General features: G+C 31.6%; 21 protein-coding genes and 3 pseudogenes. 5 read left to right on the top strand and 19 right to left on the bottom strand.

Features of this window, described 5'->3' with window-relative positions; all coding sequences use genetic code 11:
- Nucleotides 1-10 precede the first annotated feature (10 nt).
- Nucleotides 11-421 carry a DnaJ family domain-containing protein gene (locus Y7E_RS34010; RefSeq protein ID WP_017149423.1) on the top strand — a complete coding sequence of 137 codons (411 nt, stop codon included), beginning with the start codon at nucleotides 11-13 and terminating at the stop codon, nucleotides 419-421.
- Nucleotides 422-1090: 669 nt separating this feature from the next.
- Here the strand turns inward: Y7E_RS34010 and Y7E_RS28850 are convergent.
- Nucleotides 1091-1699, bottom strand: a complete 609-nt coding sequence (locus Y7E_RS28850) for an LAGLIDADG family homing endonuclease (protein WP_017149422.1) — start codon at nucleotides 1697-1699, stop codon at nucleotides 1091-1093.
- Nucleotides 1700-2029: 330 nt separating this feature from the next.
- Between Y7E_RS28850 and Y7E_RS0100850 the strand changes: the two genes are divergently transcribed.
- Complete coding sequence (locus Y7E_RS0100850; protein ID WP_017149421.1) at nucleotides 2030-3361, top strand: erythromycin esterase family protein; 1332 nt, start codon at nucleotides 2030-2032, stop codon at nucleotides 3359-3361.
- Between the two features lie 371 nt (nucleotides 3362-3732).
- On the opposite strand, the pseudogene Y7E_RS0100840 reads toward Y7E_RS0100850, so the two are convergent.
- From Y7E_RS0100840 to Y7E_RS0100795, 9 genes and pseudogenes are all read right to left on the bottom strand, one after another.
- A pseudogene (locus tag Y7E_RS0100840) lies at nucleotides 3733-4041 on the bottom strand (NUDIX hydrolase); the annotation flags it as partial.
- Between the two features lie 637 nt (nucleotides 4042-4678).
- A complete protein-coding gene (locus Y7E_RS0100830) occupies nucleotides 4679-5884 on the bottom strand; it encodes an L-lactate MFS transporter (protein ID WP_017149417.1) in 1206 nt (401 codons plus the stop codon).
- A 304-nt stretch (nucleotides 5885-6188) separates the two neighbouring features.
- Nucleotides 6189-6332 carry a hypothetical protein gene (locus tag Y7E_RS33470; RefSeq protein WP_017149416.1) on the bottom strand — a complete coding sequence of 48 codons (144 nt, stop codon included), beginning with the start codon at nucleotides 6330-6332 and terminating at the stop codon, nucleotides 6189-6191.
- A gap of 53 nt (nucleotides 6333-6385) precedes the next feature.
- A complete protein-coding gene (locus Y7E_RS0100820) occupies nucleotides 6386-7408 on the bottom strand; it encodes a serine hydrolase domain-containing protein (protein WP_017149415.1) in 1023 nt (340 codons plus the stop codon).
- Between the two features lie 165 nt (nucleotides 7409-7573).
- The gene (locus tag Y7E_RS0100815; protein ID WP_017149414.1) at nucleotides 7574-7819 is read right to left on the bottom strand and encodes a heterocycloanthracin/sonorensin family bacteriocin; all 246 of its coding nucleotides are present in this window, start codon (nucleotides 7817-7819) and stop codon (nucleotides 7574-7576) included.
- 473 nt (nucleotides 7820-8292) lie between these two features.
- Nucleotides 8293-8739: an NUDIX domain-containing protein gene (locus Y7E_RS0100810; RefSeq protein WP_017149413.1), complete on the bottom strand. Its 447-nt coding sequence runs from the start codon at nucleotides 8737-8739 to the stop codon at nucleotides 8293-8295.
- 88 nt (nucleotides 8740-8827) lie between these two features.
- Nucleotides 8828-9166 carry a divalent cation tolerance protein CutA gene (cutA, locus tag Y7E_RS0100805; protein ID WP_017149412.1) on the bottom strand — a complete coding sequence of 113 codons (339 nt, stop codon included), beginning with the start codon at nucleotides 9164-9166 and terminating at the stop codon, nucleotides 8828-8830.
- 30 nt (nucleotides 9167-9196) lie between these two features.
- Nucleotides 9197-9655 carry a GNAT family N-acetyltransferase gene (locus Y7E_RS0100800; protein ID WP_017149411.1) on the bottom strand — a complete coding sequence of 153 codons (459 nt, stop codon included), beginning with the start codon at nucleotides 9653-9655 and terminating at the stop codon, nucleotides 9197-9199.
- Between the two features lie 132 nt (nucleotides 9656-9787).
- Nucleotides 9788-10699, bottom strand: coding sequence for a DMT family transporter (locus tag Y7E_RS0100795; protein ID WP_017149410.1), 912 nt, complete (start codon nucleotides 10697-10699; stop codon nucleotides 9788-9790).
- 154 nt (nucleotides 10700-10853) lie between these two features.
- On the opposite strand from Y7E_RS0100795, the gene pdxR reads away from it, so the two are divergent.
- Nucleotides 10854-12299 (top strand): MocR-like pyridoxine biosynthesis transcription factor PdxR, encoded by a 1446-nt coding sequence (gene pdxR, locus Y7E_RS0100790; RefSeq protein ID WP_017149409.1) that lies wholly within the window; start codon nucleotides 10854-10856, stop codon nucleotides 12297-12299.
- Between the two features lie 68 nt (nucleotides 12300-12367).
- On the opposite strand, the gene Y7E_RS0100785 is transcribed toward pdxR, so the two are convergent.
- From Y7E_RS0100785 to Y7E_RS34935, 3 genes and pseudogenes are all read right to left on the bottom strand, one after another.
- Complete coding sequence (locus Y7E_RS0100785; protein WP_017149408.1) at nucleotides 12368-12559, bottom strand: hypothetical protein; 192 nt, start codon at nucleotides 12557-12559, stop codon at nucleotides 12368-12370.
- A gap of 23 nt (nucleotides 12560-12582) precedes the next feature.
- Nucleotides 12583-13107: a GrpB family protein gene (locus Y7E_RS0100780; protein ID WP_017149407.1), complete on the bottom strand. Its 525-nt coding sequence runs from the start codon at nucleotides 13105-13107 to the stop codon at nucleotides 12583-12585.
- 54 nt (nucleotides 13108-13161) lie between these two features.
- A pseudogene (locus Y7E_RS34935) lies at nucleotides 13162-13236 on the bottom strand (DUF4269 domain-containing protein); the annotation flags it as partial.
- Between the two features lie 145 nt (nucleotides 13237-13381).
- Here Y7E_RS34935 and Y7E_RS0100775 point away from each other — a divergent pair.
- Nucleotides 13382-13849: a hypothetical protein gene (locus Y7E_RS0100775; RefSeq protein ID WP_017149406.1), complete on the top strand. Its 468-nt coding sequence runs from the start codon at nucleotides 13382-13384 to the stop codon at nucleotides 13847-13849.
- Between the two features lie 186 nt (nucleotides 13850-14035).
- Here the strand turns inward: Y7E_RS0100775 and mle are convergent, their stop codons facing one another.
- The 3 genes and pseudogenes from mle to Y7E_RS0100760 form a co-directional block, all read right to left on the bottom strand.
- The gene (mle, locus tag Y7E_RS0100770; RefSeq protein ID WP_017149405.1) at nucleotides 14036-14890 is read right to left on the bottom strand and encodes an alpha/beta fold macrolide esterase; all 855 of its coding nucleotides are present in this window, start codon (nucleotides 14888-14890) and stop codon (nucleotides 14036-14038) included.
- 287 nt (nucleotides 14891-15177) lie between these two features.
- Nucleotides 15178-16073, bottom strand: a pseudogene (locus Y7E_RS28845) (glycerophosphodiester phosphodiesterase).
- Between the two features lie 202 nt (nucleotides 16074-16275).
- On the bottom strand, nucleotides 16276-17481 hold the full coding sequence (locus Y7E_RS0100760) for an MFS transporter (protein WP_017149404.1): 1206 nt from the start codon (nucleotides 17479-17481) through the stop codon (nucleotides 16276-16278).
- Between the two features lie 565 nt (nucleotides 17482-18046).
- Between Y7E_RS0100760 and Y7E_RS0100750 the strand changes: the two genes are divergently transcribed.
- Nucleotides 18047-18757: a hypothetical protein gene (locus Y7E_RS0100750; protein ID WP_193352104.1), complete on the top strand. Its 711-nt coding sequence runs from the start codon at nucleotides 18047-18049 to the stop codon at nucleotides 18755-18757.
- 34 nt (nucleotides 18758-18791) lie between these two features.
- Here the strand turns inward: Y7E_RS0100750 and Y7E_RS0100745 are convergent, their stop codons facing one another.
- The 3 genes from Y7E_RS0100745 to Y7E_RS0100735 all read right to left on the bottom strand — a co-directional run bounded on the left by Y7E_RS0100745 (nucleotide 18792) and on the right by Y7E_RS0100735 (nucleotide 20773).
- Complete coding sequence (locus Y7E_RS0100745; protein ID WP_017149402.1) at nucleotides 18792-19298, bottom strand: DUF3189 family protein; 507 nt, start codon at nucleotides 19296-19298, stop codon at nucleotides 18792-18794.
- An 80-nt stretch (nucleotides 19299-19378) separates the two neighbouring features.
- Nucleotides 19379-19834 (bottom strand): DUF1453 family protein, encoded by a 456-nt coding sequence (locus Y7E_RS0100740; protein WP_017149401.1) that lies wholly within the window; start codon nucleotides 19832-19834, stop codon nucleotides 19379-19381.
- A 201-nt stretch (nucleotides 19835-20035) separates the two neighbouring features.
- Entirely contained in the window at nucleotides 20036-20773 is a 738-nt protein-coding gene (locus tag Y7E_RS0100735) for a YrrS family protein (protein WP_017149400.1), read from the bottom strand.
- Nucleotides 20774-21335 lie beyond the last annotated feature (562 nt).

Here is a 21335-nt window from a genome sequence, read left to right as displayed (position 1 = left end):
GAGGAAAAATATGGATCAAAAAGATTTAGATAAAGAGTTAAAAAATCAGGAGATTTTAGTAAAGGATGAGACGGTTTGGGATTTCACGTATGAAGATCATATTAGTTCTATCGTTAAGCGAGCAGAAAAATCAGGAGATTTTGATGACCTACCTGGAAAAGGCAAACCACTTAATATTGATAAAAGCCTTTCGTATAATCCTGAAAAACAACTTTATAAAACATTGAAAGATAATCGTGTTTTACCTAGGTGGATTGAGCTTTCAAGGGAAATTGATCATTTAAAAGAAAAACTAGAAGAGAAGAATATAAGTTCAAAGGAAGCAGCTAAGTTAGTTCGAATGATTAATAAAAAGATTCTAGAACACAATTTGATTTGTCCACCATCTGTGCAAAAAATGAGAGTGAAATTAGAGCGTTAAAGAGTTTTTTAGAGATGCAATTCATTTAGAAGAAATCAATGATGATAGCACAAAAATGAAATTTCATAATTTCTCTATATCTATTAAAGGTTATAGCAAGATTTTTAGTACGAAGAGTCAATATAACTTACAAAGTTAAGTATGAATTAATTCAAAAATCTTCCTGGAAAATCAGGGGGATTTTTTTGTAAATAGCGTAGGTTATGTTAACTAAACTGAAAAATACAACCAAAATAAGCAATTTACATTGATAAATACAAAATTTAACTATATTAAATAAATAAGATGTAATGATAAAGAAATCAATAATCAATCGATAAAAAACTAAATGTGTATATGAATGCAATTTAATAACAAAAATTCTTTAACGAATTACGTTATAATTTTTTGTTCATCAATATGTTTTGTAATCTCAGCGAAATTTTTATTCTTGAATTGCTGTAGAAAAATGTTTAGTCGTAAATTTACTATAAAAACTCTAGAAATTTAAATGAACAGTATATAAAGCGTATTTCATAAAAATTTCCGTTTCATCTCATTTTGTATAGTTTACTTGTATTTAGAGACAGAGAAAAACTTCTTTTCTATAACTGCCTATAATATATATTATGTTAACTAGTAAAAAATAAGTAACTTATATTTAATGTTAATCGAACCCCTACTCTGTGTTTAGCTGTGTTTTTTATTTTTTAATATGCAATCAGTTCTGGTGTTTGTGGGATTGCTTAGCATTCGAACTACATGTCCATCTCCATCAAAATATCCTCTAATAAAATGATGCAGATGCTCTTGTGGGACAAACGGGAATTGTACATCGTATGATTTACAAGGCATAATTCCGTGTAAGTTCATTAGATCTTTTTTCATTATTTTGCTATTCAAATTCAACATGTAAACGCCAGTTTTTTTGTTTTGGTATAACGTTTGATTTGAGTTGAGTTCTGTTTTTATATCTTCTAAAATTCTGGATTCTTTTTGAGAAATGCTCACGGTTTGGTTATCCTTCATTATGACCCCATCAGCAATGAAAAATCCTAAAATATACGCCATATTGTTAGACCAATACTTAAAGTAATCTTCATTCAAATTATATTTACGTTTCCAGCTCCCTCTCGCTCTTCTTTCAACGTTGTTATCTGCTAAGACCATACGAATATACCTTGGAGTAACATTAGCTAATTTCGCAATATTTGATGTGCTCTCTCCTTCTAAATAAAGCTTAATCATTTCTGCTGTTTCCAGTGTGCATTTAGACTTCTTTTTACTCCTTTCATTCATGTTGATTCGCTCCTTTCAAAGATATAAATTAAGTGCTGCGCCCCTTCCTTTATATCATATAAAAGAACAAATGTTCCATCTATTGTTATCTATCGTTTTGTGGCAGCTATGTAGCATTTTTCCTAGAGTTCTCTTCCGACGATTCTTTTTACACCTTTGAATTTATAGAATTTTTAAATTAAATAGAATCATCGCCCTTTTCTTCTTGATTTGTATAAACTCCACCCGTTAGTATAAATATATAAATTTAATTGTTCCTATTTTGTTTAAATGAATCATAGATGATTAGATTTATGCGATAAGGTTTATAAAAATTTAGGAGGGGTATGTGTGTTTTCGAAATGGAAAAAAGGATTAGTAACTACTTTATTTGTACTAACAACGTTTTCGACAGTAGCATCTGCTGAAGAACTGCCTGCAGATCAACAAAAGTGGCAGAAATGGGTTGGTGAACATGCAGTCAAATTACAGGAACCGACTGCTAGTACTACTGAGGATTTGTCATTTTTAAAACAAACTTTACAAGACAAACGTATTGTCTTACTAGGTGAATCTACTCATGGTTCAACCGAAATGAATCAATCAAAAGTCCGGATGATTAAATATTTACATGAAGAAATGGGATATGATGTGATTGCGTTTGAATCAGGCTTTGCAGAAGCGAATGCTGTATATCAAAACATAGATGATTTAACAGCTGAGCAAGCAATGAAGAAAGCTATTTATGGAGTATGGCATACAGAAGATCTAGAAGAATTATTTCAATATATAAAAGAACAGAAAGAAAAAGGAACGCCCCTTATTTTAACGGGATTCGATATAAATATCCCGTGGAATGCTTCAACTGCTACTTTTGCAACATTTGCAAATGAATGGATTAGTAAATTGGATCCTGAAATAGGGAAACTACTCGTAGAAGCAGAAAAAGAAATTGTGAAATATCGTTCTGTCTCTTCTTATGAAGAGTTCCAAACAATGCAGAAACCTCTTTTAAGTAAATATGAAAGAGTAAAAGAATTTATCCAACAACATAAGAATGAATTACAACAAGTAGTTTCTAATGAATCCTATGATGTAAACCTTCTAGAAAAAACAATTAATATTCGAATTGATACACTCAAAACACATATTTCATATGAGGTGAAAGAAAAACCTGGTATGGATTATACATTTTATTCTCGTGATCAAAAAATGGGACAAAATTTAGCATGGTTAAGTGAAATGCAGTTTAAGAATAAAAAAATAATTGTATGGGGGCATAATTACCACATAAGAAAACAGAATTCTAAAATGATTATGGGTTTTCCGTACACCAAAAAATATCCTAATATGATCGATGTTTTACCGAAGTACTTGAAAGATCAAATGTATTCCGTAGGGTTATATGCATATAGTGGAAGTAGTTTAAATGACCAGAACGATAAGATTGAATATGTAATTGATAAACATCAGGCAAATAGTATTGAAGAAATTTTGAGATCCGCTCAACATCCGCAAGTATTTGTAAATTTAAAAGATGAGAAGAATCGTCCTGAAACGTCCTGGATGTACTCACAGATTATAGGACAATATTGGGGAATATGGCCTGAATATATGATTCCTAATCAACATTATGATGGTATACTCTGGTTAGAGCATATTAGTCCTTCGCGAATTAAATAAAGCAAAAAGCGCACCAATAAAATAGATGGTGCGCTTTTTTATCTGAAGATGAACAAGAAAAGATGCTGTATATAGATATCTAATAATCTTATGAATCAATCAATTCAGATGGAATTACTCCTTTTCCTCTTCATCTGCATCTCCATAAGCAAAAACCTCAAAAACGAATTCACAAAGACCAACAACTACTTCCCCAATTACTTCGTGCATTTTCTTTTCCTCTCTCTTTTAGTAAATTTATTTTAAGTATATAAAAGAAGTATTTTGGGGTACCATTCAAGAAGGTGACATAAATATTACAAATTTGTAAGAGTTTGATGAAAATGAAGTTTAAAAGTATCTAGCAAGTCTGCTTTATTTTTTTACTCCTAGATTTCTTCGGGTCTTGATATATGTATTTCTCCACCTGTAATTTTCCCAACAAAGTTAATAAAAATAGCATGGTGCCCTTTTTCTTCAAAAAATGCTTCACTTATTGAGAAAATTCCTTCTACCTCTATATCTAACCCTGTTTCTTCTTTTACTTCGCGAATTGCTGCTTCTTCTAACGTTTCACCAACCTCAACTGCGCCGCCTGGTAAAGTAAAATAAGAAACATTTGCTCCTGTATTTTTCACCATCAATACTTTTTCTCGAAGCTCATCATAAAGTAATACGTAAGTTACAGTTACTTTTTTCATATAAACCTCCTTAGTAGATTTCCAGTATACAGTTCTATATAAAGTGTTGTATTCCCTTGCTAGTAAATTTAAAATTTTATTATATGGAATATTAAGGATATCTATTGTTCTTATTTAAAGATATAATAGTAGAAAAAATGATTGTGGATGGATGAAATGAAACCCCATAAAAAGAAAAGACGTAAAAAGAAACGACATAACCGGAGAACGTTTAGGGAATTTTCAATTCAATGTTGGGTTAACATCAAAAAATGCTTTAAAGTATTATTTATTTTAAGTTTTTTATTTGCATTTGTGGCATTTGGTTGTTACATAGTGGATTCAATATCGCATCGAGAATTTACAGTGTACCTTGCTTTGGCTTTTATAATTTGCTTTGTGTTATCCTATATTCTAGGGTATATTATCAGCAAAGTTAAGGACTGGAATTTTTCAAATGCAGATGCAAATATTGATGGAGATATTGGAGGTTGTTTAATAACTCTTATTTTATTTATATCGTTTTTGTTTTTATTTGGTGTAACGTACCATAGTGTGAATTATATTATTTATAAAGCAACTGGGAATAAAAAATTTAAATCTCTCTAAAAAGAGCCCTAATAGGAAGGGCTCTTTATTACAGCAAATTCTATAGGGATTAAGCTACTTTTCGATATAATTTTTGTGTCTCTTTCTCTTTGCTCGGAGGTCGAATTAAAATGGCGATAATAAAGGATATAATACATAGTATACCGATTGTAATGAAAGTTGGCTGAAATCCACCTAACAACGCTCCAATAAACGAACCTGCAAGTGCTCCAAAGCCAAATCCTTGATATACGATTCCATAATTTGTACTATGATTTTTTAAACCGAAGAAATCACCAACAATTGCGGGAAATATGGTAATATTTCCTCCGAAACAGAATGCAACACTTGCAACACAAGTAAAATAAATCGCGTAGTTTACATTCATAAAACTGAGTGTAAAAACAGATAAGCCAATTATTATAAAAGTTGCTGAAACAATTTTCAATCGACCTATTTTATCTGATAATGTTCCAAGAACAATTCGGCCCACAGTATTAAAAATCGCAATCATTGCAACTGCATTTGCCGCGGTTGCTGCACTAAGGCCTACGAGTTGAACTCCGATATCTTTTACCATACCGATTAAATATAAGCCACTCATGCACGATGTAAATAGCATGAAAAATAATAAATACACTTGTTTTGTACGTAACATTTCTCTAGTTGAATAATCACTACTTACAGTTTCAGATGATACTGTTTCATTCGTAGCGGCTTCACGTAAGAAGAAAGATCCCGCAAGTACTATAATCAAAACGATTATGCCCCAATATAAAAAAGCTTCCGATACACCAACTGTATCAATTAGCCTGCCATTTACGTATTTAAAAATTAAACTTCCCATTCCGTATGCTGAAACTGAAATACCAGAAATTAAACCTTTACGATTTGGAAACCATTTAATTAAATTTGATAATGATGTGATATAGGCTGTACCATCTGCATAACCTACCACGACACCAGCTAGTAAATAAAGTAATGATAATGAGGAAACTTGTGAACTAAGTATTAATCCAATCCCAAGAACAATTCCTGCGGTTGCGATAAGTTTACGAAGTCCCATCCTTTGTTGTAATTTACCTGCAAATAAAGTTGAAAACGATAAAGAAAAGCTGGTAATTGAGAAAGTTATAGCCACAGCATGAAGTTCCCAGCCAAATTTACTTACTAAAGGTTGATTAAACAAACTCCATGTATAAATCGTTCCAAGACCAATTTGCACAATAATTGTGCCTAGGACAATAAGCCATGGATTTACAGATGCTTGTTTCATGCGAACTGTCCCTCTCTTATCATGACATGATTTATCACAATTTAGTATATCCATGATGATATGCAAGATACAGATTTCAAACTGGAAATTAAATTAGAGTTATTATATAAAATAAACAAAAAGACACTTCGTTCAGAAGCGCCTTTTTGTCAATTAGATTATATACGGATTTATTGTAGAAAAGCTGTGTTAAGATAAGACATTTTCAAATGCTTATATACATATAGTACCAGATGATGTCTTTATTTTTATGAGGCTTAAGATGTATTTTTCTTTCATAAAAAAGTCTTATAAAAAGCAAAAATTAATATTCGATTTCCTCATAATCTTTTGGTTGCGGGACGGTTTGCATATTTGACGCGTCTTTTGGATCACTATAAATCGCGTTTTGCTCAATGCTTGTGTCTTTGATGTTTTGTTTTTTACTTCTATTAGTTTGTTTTTTCATAAGGGTTCACTCCTTTTCTGTATAAAAGTAGTTATACCCTAATTTAAATATTTTTACTGGTATGTAAAAGATCGTTTTGCAAATATATCAGCGACTAAATTGCTAAATTCTCGTAAATAATACAGATACTTGTCTCCCCCATAGTTATATCTTTTGTTATACATTTTAGCAACGACAACATTATACTCGGGAATAACTAAAATGGTGGGCCCTGTAATGCCCAATATTTGATAGGAACCTTTAGGGACCCTTTCACCAAGTTCGCTTTGTAAAGCTGGTGTGTTTTGAACGTACCAAAAGCATCCGTTTTGTGGTAAATCTCTATTTTGATATGTTGGACTTTGGACACTTGTTGCGATTTCAATGACCTCTTTCGGTACAATTTGTTTTCTATTAATATACCCTTTATTTAAATGCAAATTCCCCCAATAGGCAAATTCTCTGGCAGAAACAAAAAGATTCTTTTCTGTTCCGTCATCTAATATCCCAGTACTACATACTCCTTCTTCATGAGGATTTACTATTATCTTTACCAAATTTTCGTGATACTTTGTTCTCCATCCAGTCTCTTTAAAGCCTGCAGGTATAAAAATTCGTTCTTTTAATAACTCAGGAAAGCTTTTATTATATAGTTGATAAATAAGGTGTGTCATCATACGTATGTTAATATCTCTATATGCCCATCCTTGTCCAGACTCAAATTCTCGATAAATAGTTCCGTCTCTATTCTCATTTAAACCATGTGAATGGGTTACTAAATGTCTTATGGTTGTCTTACCAAGCAAATTTTTGTTATAGTCTTCAAAGTAATCTGCTGCATAGTCGTCGAGATGCTTTATTTTTCCTTCATATAGTGCATAAGCAACTGCTAAACCTAAGTAACTCTTTCTAGCGGAAGCGACATTAAATTGTGAAGAAACGGTTACCTTTGGACTATTTGGAGAGTTTGAATGGTTACCACTATAATATTCTAGTACTATTTTATTATCTTTCATAATACAAAGTGCTGCTGCAGAACTACAATTCCGTTCTTTTATATCTTCTATCCATGAAACTAATTTCTGATATGTATCCAATGTATTGTTCACCTCTATATGAAATCTATATCAAATATTAAATTCGTTGGAAACAGAAACTATCCTTTAATTTGTCTATTCTACAAAGTGAAAGAAAAGTGCTTTTGCAATTCAATCATGTATATGCACTTTTCTTTCATATAAAACGTTACCTATGTTTCGAACTTAAATGAACCACCAGCTCCAGCAACCAAAACAGCCAAAACAGCCGAAACATCTGAAACATCCACCACAACGTCCACATCCGCCACAACGTCCGCAACCACCGCAACGTCCACAACCACCGAATTGACGAGCACCTTCTTGAACATAATAATATGGATATTGGTTTTGTTGATCCCAATACACAACATTTCCAGACTGATAATCATTTAGGTTTAATGATTGTAGTTCTTGTTGAAACTCATTCATTTTTATGACCTCCGTTTATAAATTAAGCTTCTATCCAGCAAAATTCATCGATGCTTTTCTATATTTTTTGCATGTTTAATCTGCGTAACATAGGACAATAAACTAATTTCAATACGTACAACAACAAAATATGAGTTTTTACTGGGTAGTGTAACTTGTTCGGGTGCCTATTTTTAGATAGCTTGTATGTTGGATTCATCTTTATAAACGAAATGATAAGAGAGAATTTAAAAATATGAAATTAGACAATGGTATTTAAATTCATATGAATTTTTCATTTGTAAATATAGGAAGTAATCTTACATTCTTTGTAGGAACATGGGCTGAGGTTTATTTCTTTCATACAATCGAGGCGAATCAGTTATTTTACTTGATCGTGATTATAGCTTTCTTTAGTGGTTATTAAGAATAAGCTGGGTACTTATGAAGTACTTTTATTAACACTTAAGTACCCAATATCCATCCTTAATACTTTATAAATTGCTAATCCAACAATTTGATAAATCTTCTTTTTGTACCTTTTCTATTAATCTTTGAACAGAAGGTTCGGGCATTATTTTATATGTAATTAGATTTTTATTATTAGGAATGATCCAATGAAAAGCCAGGTGAGACTCTTTAGAAATCGGTGCTATATCACTATGTAGGTCGTTACTATCGACTTCGAAAACATGGTTAATTTCATAATGAAGTGTCTCGCTATCTTGCCACTGGTTTTCAATCACTCCTAAAAAGCGCTTAACTTCACAATCTATACCTATTTCTTCTTTAAATTCTCGAATTAATGCACATTCTGCAGGTTCTCCTAATTCAACATGACCACCTGGTAGAAAAAAATGATGCCCTTTGTAATTTGCTATTAAAAGCTTTTTATCCTTTATAATTATCCCTCTTACAATATGATGAAATTTTGTTTTCAATTAAGATTCCCCTCCTTTTGTAGTAACTGTTTTATAGCATTTATTTTTATTAAATCTTTATTATTATTTTTTGTTCTTCTATAACCAATTACACTTGTTCAAAATACTCATTTAATAGTGGGATAATATAAATCATAGGTGTTTCGTAAGGGTGAATTCGATGAATAACCGCAAGTGCGTCTTTTACAATTTCTTGTTTGCACCTTATTTCTACTTTACATTCTTGGCCTTCGCATATTTGACCAACTTCTCCATTATAAGGTAATGAGTTTTCTAGCGGCCTCCAATATCCTTTAACAGTGCTGTAAGATAGACAATGATCATAATTTCCTACCTTACAAGCATGAACTTTATTTAGTTCATCTCGCAGAGTTTCAATGTATTCTTCTGGAATATATATTTCGATTTTTACTTCGTTAAATTTCATACTTTGTTTCACGCCTTTTCTTAATTAAAGTTAAACAAATAAACGATATACTTGTTCTCCATCATAAACATGACCAATATCTACAAAACCAGAGCCTTCATATAACATTTTTGCTGGAATGTTCTCTTTATGAACAGTTAGTCGAATTTCTTTGCACTGAGAAAAACGATTAGTAATCCATCTAATCATTTCAGATAGGGCTGCTTTACCATATCCTTTTCTTTGGTAATTCTCATCGATCATAAATCCGTTAATCCAATACATGTCCGATGTGTTTGGTTCAAAGGCATGCATAACAAAACCAACCATAACATCGTTATCGTATATAGCAAATGGGATATATTCTACATTGTCACCATCTGGTTTAATATATACTTTTGCAATTGATACAGCTACAGCTGGTACAAACTGACATTGTTCCTTAGATACTTGTAATTTCAGTGCTTCTTCCCAGTTTTCTCTTGTTACAATTTTTAATTGTATGTTCATCTTATAACATCCCTTTTGCAAAATAGATTATTTGACATTCTAAAAAACCTCCAATCTGTAATCTTCTTTCTATATTCAGCGAACTGTGGTATTTCCCTTTTTAAATTAAGACTAAAAAATGTAAGAACCTGTTTAAAGTGATTGGATTTTTTCCGTTCTTTCTTCACGAGTATTTATAGATTTTATATGAGTAATTAAAACTCCAAGCATGGTAATACCCCCTCCGATTATGGCCATGAAAGTTGGTATTTCTCCTAACCAAATCCAAGCTACAAAACCTGCAATCACTGGTGTTAAATAAAGAGAACTTGTTGCTTCGGAAGCACCTGAATGAGATGTAATGTAAGCTAATGCTATATAGGGTAATACAGTTGGAAAAAGACCTAAATACACAGCGCTAAGAGTCGCTTCTATAGGGGCTTTTATTATTTCTTGATGGATTCCTTGTAAAAAGATAAGCATAAATAAAGTTCCAGCCCAGATTGTATAGGTTGTAAATGCCAAAAATCCGTATTTTTTCAAATATGATTTCTGGAAAACAAAAAATAGACTTTCTGAAAATGCTGCTAATAGTATAAATAGTACTCCGCTATTTAATTGTAGTAGATCTCCACCACCTAATGATAAAAAGGCTACTCCAATCATGCTAATTACACCGCCAATCCATCCACTTAATCTTAATTTTTCACCAAAAAATATAAGTGCAAGAATTGCAGTAAATATAGGAGTAACTGATATAATTAGACTCGCTGGTCCAGCAGCAACACTTTTTTCTCCACAATTTAATGCGAGATGATATACAGTAAACCCTAGGCCACCTAATATGAAAATTGCGGGTATGTCTTTTAATTCTGGTAAACGCATTTTATTTATAACTGCAAAGATAAGTAACACAAAAGAAGCTATTAGCAAACGCAATAATGTTAGATGTTCTGGTGAAAATGCCTCAAGTCCAAAACGAATCACTGGAAAGGCTGTTCCCCAAAGAATAATAGTAAGACCGTGTGCAGATAAAATACGAAAATCCCATTTTTTGTTCTGCATTTCTTTCCTCCCTCTCTTAAAAGCCAACCAATTTTCTTTTACCAATTATTTCTTTCCATCATATTCAATAGTTGATACAATGTCTTCAACCAGTTATTTATGGAAAAAACCAACCACTTTGTACTTTTATGATGAATAAGGGGAGTTTTTTAGCATGGACAATAACAAATGGGATAAACATCTTCCAAAATACCAACAGATTATTGATTATATGAAAGAAAAAATTGCAAACGGTGAATGGCCCATTGGAAGTAAAATCCCAAGCCAACGAAAACTAGCAAAGTTGTTTCATGTAAATCGAAGTACGGTGATTACAGCATTAGAAGAACTAATGGCAGACGGCTTAATTAGAGGGCAAATGGGCATGGGGACAATTGTAACGAATAATACATGGTCATTATTAGCAACTGATCCCCCGCCTAATTGGAACGAGTATGTGAAAGCAGGTTTACATAAACCTAGTAAATTAATGGTTCAAGAAATTAATGAGGCCGAATCAAATAAACAATTCATTCATCTTAGTAAAGGCGAACTTGCTTCTGATATTTTCCCATTAGAAACAATGCAGTTAGTCATACAAGAAGTATCTAAAAAGCTTACTGTTTTCGGATACGAAGAACCAAAGGGGTTTCTACCTTTACGTGAAGCTATTAGTAATTATGTAAAATCATTTGGAATTCATGTTTCTTCATCTTCAATATTAATTGTCTCTGGAGCCTTACAAGCTTTACAATTGATATCTGTTGGTCTTCTACAGAAGGGATCCACAGTTTTACTTGAACAACCTTCTTACCTCTATTCGCTTCATGTATTCCAGTCAGCAGGAATGCATTTATCAGGGGTATCAATGGACCATCAAGGGATTATACCAAATAATTTATCTAGACGAAATAAATACACTGGAGAGAAAACTATTTTATATTCTATTCCTAGTTTTCATAATCCAACAGGAACTGTAATGACAGAAGTTCGGCGGAAAGAACTTATCAAAGTATGTGAGAAAGAACAACTCCCTATAATTGAAGATGATATTTACCGTGAGTTATGGATTGATGAACCATCTCCTCTCCCATTAAAAGCAATGGATAAACATGGACATGTATTACATATAGGTAGTTTATCAAAGACGCTAAGTCCAGGTTTAAGGATCGGATGGATTATTGGTCCTGAACCTGTAATTGAACGATTATCAGATATAAAAATGCAAACGGATTATGGTTCTAGTTCTTTATCACAAAGAGTTGCTGCGGAATGGTTATCTAGTGGGTTATATGAGCGGCATGTAGAATCTGTGAGATTGCAGTTAAAAGAGCGAAGAAACGTGATGATTCAAGCATTAAATATGTATTGTAAAGACATCGCAACGTGGGTTATTCCTAGCGGAGGATTTTTTATATGGCTAAAGATACAACCTAAAATTCCAATGAGAAAACTATTTTCAAAAGCAGTATCTAACGGAATACTTCTTAACCCAGGGCGTATTTATGAAGAAGAATCCGATCAGCATATTCGACTATCGTATGGCTATGCACCTATAGAAGATCTTACAAAAGGAATCTACCAATTAAGTAAAATGATTCGAGAGTTAATGGAATCATAGAAAAGTCCTCTTCTTTATTGGAAGAGGACTTTTGATTTATAAATATGAACTATCATATCAGTAATATATTATACTAATTTTGCCTTTGTTCCAGATGTAAAATCAGTATAATAAATTTCATATAGAGCATTTCCAGTTACACTGAATGCATCTTTTCTTTTAACATGCTTTCCAGCTTGAACTGTTTCAGTTAAGGAATCAATTGGCTTTCTATTTTCTATAATTTTAGTACCTGCTAAGTCAACAAACCGAATTCTCAATCTGCGAATCGTTTCCGTACCCCTTATTCACTGTAAAGTGTTTTATTTAAAATTTTCCTTATAAAATCTGTTTTCCCCTCACAATAACCATCAATATCATATCGATAATTTTCCACCAATCGATATTTCAGTTCTTCATATTCTTTTCGTGCAGCCTCGTTAGCTGATAAATAATCCCGTAACGCGATATGTTCTAAATAACCTTTCCCATCCTTTGGACAAACATAAAGGTGATACTTCATGAAATCATCTTTATAGGTTCTTTGGAAAGCTTCACGTCCTTCAACTCCTAGATTCCCTTGATGTTGATAGCCTTCTTTTTCTAATCGTTGTATGATGACTGGTAAAATATCGTAACTATCTATAATTACATCAATATCAATAATCGGTTTCGCTGCTAAACCTTCAATAGAAGTGCTCCCTACATGTTCAATTCGTAAAATTAAATCACCGATATAACCTTCAATCATCTTTTTAATTTTCTTATATTCCGTTTTCCATTCAGGGTTATAAGGCATAATTTCTATTATTCTTGTTTTTTCAGCCATTATCGTCTGCCTCCTTACCGTAATTTCATTTTTTTCTAATAAAATAAGTTGTTCATACGGATCTCCATCAATCCCTAGAACTTTTTCAAAAGCAGGTTCTGTTTTTATACCTCGTTCTTTTAAATGTATATTTTAAATTACATCAGCTAACAAAGTATGATGAGAATTATTATAGGTAGAAGATGTTCTAGAAACACCTTAATTTCAATATATTAAGTCGAATCAAGGCTATATTTTAAATCAAAAATATTAAAATGACAAAGGAGGAAATTTATTGGATATCTTTCACATACTTTTAATAATTCATATTTTATTTGGAACCATTTGTTTAATTTCAGGAGCGATCGCAATGTCTGTAAAAAAGAGAAAAGGAACTCATACAGAATGGGGTGAAATTTACCACGCATCTTATGTTGTAGTATTCATTACTGCAGTTATCTTATCTATTTTACATTGGAATGAGATTGCTTATTTGTTTTATGTCGCACTTTTTTCTTACTCATTTGCTATTTATGGCTACCTTGCGAGAAAGACACGCTGGAAAAATTGGATTCACCATCACATTAGAGGTATGCTAGGTTCATATATAGGTGCTGTAACAGCTCTTCTAGTGAACATAGGGAATTCTATACCGATTTTAAATTTACTTCCTAAACTATGGTTTTGGTTTTTACCTACATTGATCGGTGCCCCACTTATAATAAATGTAGTAAAAAAATATAAGAAACATACAAACGAGTAAAAAGCATTATTAATCTCTGAAAAAGTAGAATCGCTATTGATTATTCAATAAAAATGGATGAGTAAAGTGAAGTAAAAAAGAATCCAGATATTATCTGGGTTCTTTTTTTATTTTGTGTTGGTTTTGAATAGACAATCTAAAAAAGTAGCAAACTTTCTTAGATTGTCTGTATTGATTTTATAATGCTTATACTCTTGAAGTGTGTTCCAATATAGCGTTAATCATATTAGCCCAATCGTCGAAATGAATTTCATGACCGGTTCCCTCTAGTGGTAGTAACGATGCATTAGGAATTTCATTAACAAGAGCCAAAGCATGCTCATACGGAAGTACCGTATCTTCTGTGCCATGAATAACTAGCGCAGGTATATTTATTTCTTTTAATTTCCCCTCATAGTAATCATCACCTTTAAGCAGTGCATGATTAAACATACTGAGTAGATTATTTGCTCGTTTTACTTCTTTTGTTACCTGGTTCGTAACTCTTTGTTCATCAAATTTATGCTTTAGCCCACATAGTAATGCTGATCCTCTAACTAAATAATTCACAACAGATTCGTTATCTGTCCAATCCAAATTACTTCTATTCGCATGATAAGCAAGAATTTTTTCATCCATTGGAGGTAAATTTCGATTGTTCTCATCAGACCCATAAATACTTGATGCAATCAAAGTCATCGTTAGAACTCTTTGAGGGTGCCTTACTGCGATAATTTGAGAAATCATACCTCCCAAAGACATGCCAACAATATGTGCTTGATTAATATCGTATGCATCGAGCACTCCAACAGCATCATCCGCCATGTCTACCACAGTATACTGAGAACTTCCTGGCTCGTAGGTAACAGAACGGCCAACATCACGATGATCGTATCGAATAACATATAACCCTTTATCGGCTAACCTTTGGCAGAATTCTTCATCCCAGTAAACCATTGAACACATTGCGCCCATAATCAGTAAAATCGCTGGATGATTGGGGTTTCCAAAACTCTCTGTGCATATATCAATTCCATTAATTTTATTTATCTTTTCATTCATGATTCATTCCTCATTTCATTCGAATTTGGTCATTTTAAAAAAGGTACACCCAAACAACCCAAAATTCACTAAAAAAATGAATGAGTATAAATGTAATGTACCTTAAATTAACGGAAACGAATGAACTTAATAATCATGATAAGCACTCTCCTTATAAGAAATGAATAAGGGGTTTTAGCCCACTATTTATTATAATATATTTTTTGAATTTATGTTAATCTATTCCATTATTGAGGAACAAAACTGAAATAAAAATGCCATATTATAATTTTAATATGGCATTTTTATTAATATTTTTTATAAAATCTTGAAATTACATACTGTAAACGATCCGGATAATTTGTAAACATGCCATTTACACCCCATCCAATCAATTTTTCCATATCTTCCTCTTTATCCACTGTAAATGGATGAACTTTTAACCCTTGATTATGTATCTTTTGAATAACTTCAGCATCAAGTGCTTTATAATTCATTCCTAAACCGATGCAGTAACTTTTATAATCTTCTAATTCTGTATTTGTCAGTCCTGCTGCTTTTTTATACGTTAATAGTTGTACCAGAGGAATACTAGAATTTAGACTATGAATTTTTTCTAAGCTTTCTTTACTAAATGACTGTATAATTACCTTTTCTTTTACAATGGTCGGATCACTTAATTGGTATCGATTAAGTGTTTCTAACAGTTTTTCCTCCATTCCGGGATAGTCCTCTGGTGATTTTGTCTCGATATAATAACGAGCATCATGTCCAAACGTTTGAATAACTTCTTCAAGTGTTGGTACTTTTACGTCCTTAAATTCTCCTTTTGCTAAATTAGGATATTTTTTATTAAAAAGCTACCAGCATCAAGTCTTTTTATTTCTTCTAATGTATGATCTTTAACAAGTCCTAATCCATTTGTTGTTCGATTTAATGTTTCATCATGCATAGCAATTAAGTGCCCATCTTTTGTCATTTGAAGATCTATTTCTATATAATCCCCTTTTAATTGTTGGCCTAATTTGTAGGCTGGTATTGTATGTTCTGGAGCATATGCGGATGCTCCTCTATGAGAAATAGTTATTACGTTACTTGATTGATTCTTAGCTTTTGTATACTTTTTTTCATTTATTTGCTGTAGAATGGCGATGCTTATTCCTATCAAGAAGCAAATGGTCGTAGTAAAAAATGCTTTTTTCATAGTAATATTTTAACTCCTAGTTTTGTACTCTATTTATATATATTACACGGTAAAATTTAAGTGCGTATAAATATGTTATTAAGGTTTTGTAACAAAAGTATGCAGTCTATATAATGGATAATTGCATAGCTTATGTTTTGATAAAAAATAACCATCCTTTAAGGTTTGAATATACCTTAAAGGATGGTCTATTTAATACGATTTACAATTCAATATTTTTAGGTACTTCCCTTATACCTTTAATTGGTAAGCAAGAACCTATTAGTACAATTATAGCACATCCAATAAACATAACAGGTAATCCGTATACAGCAAGTAAAGATAACGTACCAAAAATAATTAAATCCAGCACAGAATCAAGTACTGATAACAATGAAATTGTTGTTGCGCGTACATGTGATGGAATTATATCATTACTCAGCTGTGAATAAATCGGATATCTTATTGCTCTTACAAATCGTAATATAATAAATGCACCTAAGACGATCCATAACGTATTTCCAAAGCACGCTGCTAATAGTAAACCTCCGACAGCTAATGCGCCTGAAAAATTCAATAAAAATATACGAGAGAATTTTTGGGTTAACCATCCTATAGAAATGGATGCAAAATATCCGCCTATTGCAGCAACTGCATACAATATACCAATAGCAAAAACGGGAACTCCTGCATTTTTTAAAAGTAGTTGATCATAGTTGTCAAAAACAGCACTTGCTGGAATAAATACAAGTGATATATTTAAGAACATGATGAGTAATTGTGGTGCTTTTTGAATAACTTTTATTCCATCAACCACTTGTGAATACGACGACTCATTATATTCAAATCCCGCCGCCGGATTTTTTATGAATAGAAGTAAAATCAATTCAACGAAATGGAATAGCAATCCAAGTGTAATTAAAATTAGAAATTGCTCTTCCTTTAAATCTTTAGCAAAATAAGATCCAAAAATCACGGCAATCAACATTGAAATAAAGCTCGCTGATTGAATTTTGCCCATAGCTTTATCCATAAGATGTTCTTCATTTGTTTCTTTTAAAGATTCATATATTAAAGCTTCATCAGCACCTGAGAAGAAAGTGACTGATAAACCATTTAATAAGCTATATAAACAAAATAGCCATATATTATCGGCAAAGAACAAAATAGAAATACTTATAATCTTTATGCAAGCACCTGTTATAAAAGAGAGTTTTAAACCGAAACGATCTGCAAAAACGCCTGCTGGTACTTCTCCAATTAGAACCGCTCCACTCCAGCACATTAATATAATGAAAATATTTGAAGGAGTTAATCCTCTTTCTACATAAAACAATGTCATAACGGCTTGTAAAAAGCTAATTGTTCCAAAAAAATGGACCCAAAATAAAATAGAAATATTATGATTTGCCAGCGTATACTTATTCAAACGTTCTCCTACTTTCCAATTTTTATATTCTTTGCGGAAGCAGGAGTGTTAAGTTAGCTTAAATGCCTTTCACTCCTCTTCCTTCATTTGAGAATGTTTTTAAAGTTTCTAACATGCTAATTCCTCCTTACATTTAATTAAGAGCATCGTAACAAAAATTCTTAATATTTACAAAATAAAATTATAAACTGGATAAGATTGTCGAAATGGAAAAAGTGGTATATAATAGGCAGTAACATTACTAGTAATTATTTTAGGTATTCCTAGAATAAAGGAGCGATACATATGAAAATTACTATTTATTTCGGAAGTCATGAAGATCAAGATGTACGTACAATGGATTGTCATTTAGATGTAGACGATGCAGAAGAACTTGTCTCTGTTTCATAATATAAATTACAAATAAAGTGGGTTGAAACCTGTTCCCTATCACGTTAAAGACACCTTTTAAAAGGTGTCTTTTTTATTGTTTTTTGGTTAAAATCCCTTTACTTTATAGCGATTAAATAGTAAAATATAAATATACGAACAAACGTTCTTTTTTATTTCAATCGTACTTGAAGGGATGATTTTTACAATGGCTCAAAACAAGCGCAGAGGAAGAAAAAAGCATACACCTACTATCTCAAATACAGGCTTTATCGGTTCTGTGTTTATTGATACATTGGAACTACAAAAAAAATCCTATTATTTCGCCCGTAAAAAGTTACAAATTGTCCATCATGTATTAGATGGTCTTGCAGGAGCAACAAGTTCTTTATTTAAAGAGCATAATATATCTGCACATATGTCTTGTGTGTATTTACATAAACAAAAAAAAATCGGCTTTGTTCTTTCAACAAAGCCTTTCGAACAAGCTGATGGTGTTGCTTATTTTAAAAACTACTTAATCGAAAAGAATTTTTACGACAATCAAGACGCCGAATTTCAAGAAGTATTTAATACCGGCTTTATCGGGGTTGTATTTGCTGATCTATCTAGTATTGAACGATTTAACTTTGATTTTGAAATGAGCATGCTATCAAAACTAATGAAGGATATGATAATTCCTGTTAAGGAGCTTTTTTTACGTCATAATACTCCGGCTTATATCTCTACTTCGCATTTAGAGGAACAAAATAAATTAGGGTTTGTTTTATCTGTAAAACCTTATGATGAACGTGCAGAAGCAGATTTATATTTTGAAACATATTTAAAAGAACGTGGCTTATATATTGGTGATGAAGAAGACGAGATTGATAAGATTGTCATTCGAAAAAAAGTCGAGTTGATATAGAAAAAATGCAGGATATATTGCAATCCTGCATTTTTTATTTGAAAGTCTCATTATCTAAAATAACAACATAATCGTTAGTCATTCTTCCAGCCTCTTTTGTATAACTAACAAGTCGTTGTATATTATCACAACACAATTTCGCTCCCCATACAAGTAATGGAACACCAATAAAATCAATATGCAACCTTCTTGAAAACAATCCCCCTAACGTCATAGGAAGCGGAACTGTTGGTGATGTATTTGAAAAAATGATTTTTTCATTGTTTTGATATTGATGTTGAAGAATCTCCCCTAAATTTTTCATAGCTGGAACAACTATCTTGCATGTCCCGTGCCCTACTGTGTAAACCGGATTTCCTTCTTCATCTCGCCCGCGAAAAATGATTTTTCCCATATCGGAAGTTTTGAGTTTATTAAAATAGTCCACATTTAAAATTTCTTCTTTAGTCAGCCTTCGATTGGTTGGAAGTTTATTTAAATGGTATGCTGCTGCAAGTGAAGTTGTATGTGTTCCGCCAAAGTCAGTATATATATAAATCATCATATCATCCCTTGTCATATGCATTCAATGTATATTAGTATCTCCATTTTAATATTTACTAATCATGGAATGATATATTTTTATATCTCATTTGTTAATTCTCGATATTTCCTCCATATATAATAGCTTCTACTAATAGCGGTACCAAGTGTCATACATAAAAAAGTATTTGTTAGTACGTTTAATGTATACTGTGTACTATTAGAAAACACACTTTGCTTAATAAAAAGTTTTGCAATTAAAATAGACAATAAAATAATAGTGCTTAGCCAAGTTCCTTTTCGTAACACATTTCCTGTTTCACTATCTAATCGAAAGGTTAATACTCTTCCCCTTATAACACCGATACCTAAACCAATTGAGAAATTGGAAAGAAAGATTACACTTTCCCATAAAGTGATCGATTTCATATTCATAATCGATTGACTCGTAACGTATAGAAGTAAAGCTGGAACGAACCAAAGTCGATTTTTTTTTACTTTCCATTCTTTTCTTTGTATTAAAATTACGATAAAAATAATGAGAATAATCTCCATATTATCCTCCAATTCCATACTATAATAATAAAAATTATATTCATTGTTTTTTGTTGGATATACAAAAACATTAAACATTTATTACATTTTAAAAGAAAAACTGAACAGAAAAAACACTATTCTTTTGATTTAATAAAAAGAATAGTGTTTTACTAGTTATAATTTATTGCTAAACAAACAGTAGAATATAGTTCGTTATAGTTATTTCACAGCCTGAACAGATACTGGTTTCCACCCCTTATTTTCTACCCAATCAATATATACTTTATATTTTTTATTGCTTTGCTTATCTCGCACATTACCGTAAGCTTTATTCGTTCCATTATTTCCGATAAAATCATAAATGAGTTGTGATTCAGGAACATCAACAGCATAGGAAATTGCTTTTTTCATCTCATTCCAATCTGTCGTTCCCTCTTTAAATTGCATGGCAGGTTTTGTCCCTTGCTCTGTACCAATTGGCTTCCATTGCTTATTTTGTTCTGTTTGATCTGCATTTTTGTCTGGTTGATTTTTATTTATTTCCTCTTCATTAGCCTTCTGCTCTTCAATTGTATTATTCTGTTGTTCTTCTTGTTTTTTTACTTGATTTTCATTGTTCTGTTGTTCTTTTACATTTACTTTTGAGCTTTCTGTTTCTTGATTTTGCTGTTCTATTAATTTTTGTTTTTCAATCTCTTTGTTTTCTTGTTCTTTTGATAATTCTTCTTCTGATTGTTTTGTTTCTCGATCATCTAATTTATTGTTTTTCTCCTCTTTAGATGCTATTTGGGCTACTTTTTTCTCTTCTGGATGCTCTTTTCCTTTTGTTTGAGTAGTGAAAAATAATTGATAAGATATCATGCCAACTGTCAATAACACTAAACTTAATCCAATATTCACAAAACCGCGTTGTCGACGAATTTGTTGTTTTTCTTGAAACCTACTTTCATTTCCCATTCCTGAAACCTCCATATAACTTTTACAGTGAAACTGTATGCATTGTTGATTATTTTAAACTCTAGTAAGTTTATTTTCATATTTTACATTTAGATAAACTTTAAGATTCATATGTATAATCGTTAAAACATTGCCCATAATCAATTAGATACACTTCTTTTATCTAAAATAATCATTTTAATACACATGCTTTTCTATATTACATTTTAATATTCAGAATATCAATAATAAAATTAATTTTAAACGAGAAAATTTCTATTATTTTTATTACAAGTGTTAAATTGCTCAACTACGCATCTATTCTTATAAAACAATTTAAAAAATCGAATATAAAAAGGCGTACTTTTAGATTAGCACGTCTTTTTATATTTCTATGATTTATATTTCAAATTTCCTGATATAGAAGCATTCAAACCTTAGAGAATTTAGATACATACTAACTAGCCAGTATTTATTAGCTTCTAGTCTGTATGATCGAACTTCCATAAAATCCATCCTAAATAGCTATAATATGTTAAAAATTTTTTCTAACCTTTTCATCATTCTCATCTTTCATTAATAC

It is taken from the genome of Bacillus bingmayongensis (assembly GCF_000299035.1).
GTDB classification, from domain to species: domain Bacteria; phylum Bacillota; class Bacilli; order Bacillales; family Bacillaceae_G; genus Bacillus_A; species Bacillus_A bingmayongensis.
The sequence above is the reverse complement of the archived record's forward strand: the minus strand, read 5'-3'. Positions and strand labels throughout refer to the sequence as shown.